We start from the raw sequence: 2648 nt of genomic DNA on the forward strand, positions 1-2648 counted from the left end.
AGAATACTAATGGCTTGATTAGACAGTACTTCCCAAAGGGTACTGACTTTAACAAGGTGACAAATTCACAGATTGAATTTGTCATGAAGCGACTCAACGCAAGACCTCGAAAAACACGAGGTGGGAAACAACCAGTTGAGTTATTTTTAGGAAAGGCTGTTGATTTATTAACGGCTTAGGAGAAATTGCACTTAATGTGCGAATTCAAGAATGATTAAGGATACAACATTGGCATTTATCAGGCTACAACACTGATGAAAAAATCCAATGTAGTTGCCATACGCCCAAGAAGATGCTATCTATTACCCTTGATGCATAAATAAAGCAGGGAATCTGTTAAATCGTGAATTTAAGTAACAATCAATCGGTGGGTGGCTTATACCTGTATCAAAACTTATCAAGACTGAAGTTATTTAGCTAGTATGCTGGGTTTAGGTTCAAAACAAGTCGTGGGCTGAGAGTTATCAGTAGCTGTGGATTAAAAAAAATGGATTGAAATGTGTCCAAGTAAATTAGACTATTACAGATTGTTAGACCACTACAAACATCGCCCTAAATCAGTAACAAACAACTTATTAGCAAAGTGCCTATTAGCATGTCATTTTTATTAGTATGAGTGTTACTTTTTAATAAACCTTGTTGTAGTGGAAAGTGAAAGTTGGGTTAAAAAAATTACTGCCCAAGTCGAACCAATAGAGCGAGCCCTCCTCCTAGTTTGCTATTGCGTATTTTTTTTCTTTCTCTACCACTAGCAAAGCTCAGTTGAAGTGATTGGTGATCGTATATGTGGTGTGGGCGATAAAAACCAGGCGAAGATGACCAAAAAAATCCTTGGCTCATCTCAGGGAACGATTCCTTATTAATACTTGGGAGGTAACAATTGCGCTTAACAAGACTTGCTAATTCTTTGATATTTGGTAGGCGCCAATCGTTATATCCTGCAAATTTACTTATTTCTGCTAACTCTAATGCTTTTTTCCAAACTACTTCAGGGGTGCCTCCTATTGAGCAACCAACACCTTCTAACCCCTCGGCACATCTCTTCCACATTAATTTGGTTTGTTTGTCAGTAACAGTGCCATCAAGATTATTGTCATAACGGCTGTTTTTCCAATTGTCAACAATATGAGGGTTGCAAATTTGGGCGTCTGCTAAACTTGATAAAAATACTAAAGTTAAAAAAATTGATGTTTTCATGATTTTATTCCTATGGTTAAAAAATTGCTAAGTTAGGTAAGTTCTATTATTGATATCTTAATCTAGCTTAGGGTCGTTATAAAAATTACCTAACTCTTTTATTACTTAAGGTGGTTATATCTATCTAAGTCTTGTTTTCTAACAATATAATTTTGATTATTTTTTTCGTTGTATTTTCAAATAAACATTTAAATATTTGAACAGTATCATCGTTAAATATAAAGACTTTTAAAGTTTGTTGCATGGAAAGAGTATTCATAATTATTTCCCAAAACGCACTAGACGCACGCCATTAGCAATGCTACTATCCATACGCTCACCTTGACCATCAAAGAAACTTATTGCCCAAGGTTTATTTCTGTATCTAAAGGATTTATTATGGACAAAAACCGAAGACGACCAAAAAAATCCCGTAGTTTGAGAGGGGAAATAAGTCATATCTATAACAGGGGCTGCAGAATAATCAACGATACTTCTAAGTTCCTCAATCGTTGGTAATCTCCAATCCTTTTTGCCACATAAACCCACTTTATTTACTTTTTTCACAAATGCCTGGGTGTTGCCAATTTCACAACCAAGAACCGGAACATTGCGGTCACAAGATTCGCCAGTCACATGTTCCGTGCCCGCATAGCCACCGTTGTTTTTACTATCTGTATTGTACCAAGAGTAAAGATGCCACGCATAATGTAAATTAGGTTCATGTGAACTACTAGCGCTAGAAGACTTTCTCTCCCAAATAAGCCCAGTTACCTCATCTCTAACACAAGACCAATTAGCCGCATTAGCCGCAAGTGCTATACCTGTATTACTAATCTTGGTGAAACTAAACCCAGCATGCCCATCACTATCATCATTATGTGTTGCATCACGCCCTCGATGACAATCTTGCTTGTTTTTTATGTTGCTAATGCATTCCTTATTATTACCTGTATTACCTGGTCGGCCATGACTTTCCTCTACCCAACCTATTTTATTCCCCCCTGAAAAAGTGATACCTGTGTCGTTAAGTACACCAAGTCCAGCTCGAGGTGTGGCACTTGCTTTCCTACTCATAGCACCCTCTTCACTGTGAGGGGGGAAGATAGGTAGTGGCGTAATCATATGCCCACCTGTTTCCATAGCACCCTCTTCACTGTGAGGGGTGGAGATAGGAGTTATAACGATATAGTATTTCACATTATTAGATAAATGTGTAATGGTATAGTCATAATCACACATAAAGGCACTAGGACATTTATGTGCACCAACATTTGGAATGAGTGTGCCACCCTTTAAAGCTGCGTAATTATCAATTTGACCATTTAATTTTTCAAAACTTTGTTGTGCGTAATATAGATTATAATTCTTGGAAGCAAACGCACTCCAAGATACATTAATTTGTCGATTGCCTCCTATTGCTTCCAGTTTAGATTCCCCTAATACCTGAACTTCCGCTAGAGATAAGTAGT

At 37.3% G+C, this 2648-nt stretch carries 2 protein-coding genes and 1 pseudogene; 1 reads left to right on the forward strand and 2 read right to left on the reverse strand.

The features are described from left to right. Positions 1-179, forward strand: a pseudogene (locus CRYPD_RS07525) (IS30 family transposase); the annotation flags it as partial. Between the two features lie 493 nt (positions 180-672). On the opposite strand, the gene CRYPD_RS07530 reads toward CRYPD_RS07525, so the two are convergent. Together CRYPD_RS07530 and CRYPD_RS07535 are read right to left on the reverse strand one after the other, a co-directional pair. Beyond that, positions 673-1197 carry an Lcl C-terminal domain-containing protein gene (locus CRYPD_RS07530; RefSeq protein ID WP_138146961.1) on the reverse strand — a complete coding sequence of 175 codons (525 nt, stop codon included), beginning with the start codon at positions 1195-1197 and terminating at the stop codon, positions 673-675. A 261-nt stretch (positions 1198-1458) separates the two neighbouring features. Next, the coding region (locus CRYPD_RS07535; RefSeq protein ID WP_138146962.1) for an Lcl C-terminal domain-containing protein at positions 1459-2648 on the reverse strand (1190 nt) is incomplete at its 5' end.

It is taken from the genome of Bathymodiolus heckerae thiotrophic gill symbiont (genome assembly GCF_900180345.1).
Lineage (GTDB): Bacteria > Pseudomonadota > Gammaproteobacteria > PS1 > Pseudothioglobaceae > Thiodubiliella.